The organism is Streptomyces sp. SD31 (assembly GCF_052068475.1).
Classification (GTDB): Bacteria; Actinomycetota; Actinomycetes; order Streptomycetales; family Streptomycetaceae; genus Streptomyces.
In genome coordinates, this window is record NZ_JBQHCX010000061.1 from 1 (window position 1) to 638 (window position 638).

At 69.4% G+C, this 638-nt stretch carries 1 protein-coding gene; it reads left to right on the forward strand.

All coding sequences use genetic code 11. The features are described from left to right. A partial coding sequence (locus ACTMVF_RS42410; protein ID WP_441276434.1) for a lyase family protein occupies positions 1-638 on the forward strand: 638 nt, incomplete at both ends.

Consider the following 638-nt stretch of genomic DNA (forward strand, 5'->3'; position numbering starts at 1 on the left):
TACGCCGAGGCCGCCCGCCGCCACCTGGCCGAGATCACCGGGTTGCCGCTGGTCACCGCCGCCAACCTGGTGGAGGCGACCCAGGACTGCGGGGCGTTCGTGCAGATGTCCGGCGTGCTCAAGCGGATCGCGGTGAAGCTGTCGAAGAGCTGCAACGATCTGCGGCTGCTGTCGTCGGGGCCGCGCGCGGGCCTCGGTGAGATCAACCTGCCGCCGGTGCAGGCGGGTTCGTCGATCATGCCGGGCAAGGTCAACCCGGTGATCCCGGAGGTCGTCAATCAGGTCGCCTTCGAGGTGATCGGCAACGACGTCGCCATCACCATGGCCGCCGAGGCCGGCCAGCTCCAGCTCAACGCCTTCGAGCCGATCATCCTGCACTCCCTGTCGGAGTCCATCACGCACCTGCAGAGCGCCTGCGTGACGCTCGCCGAGCGCTGCGTGGACGGCATCACCGCCAACACCGAGGCGCTGCGCGCGAGCGTGGAGAACTCCATCGGCCTGGTCACGGCCCTGAACCCGCACATCGGATACACGGCGGCCACCGACATCGCCAAGGAGGCCCTCGTCACCGGCCGCGGCGTCGCCGAACTCGTCCTGGAGAAGGGCCTGTTGCCCGCCGAGACCCTCGCCGACCTGCT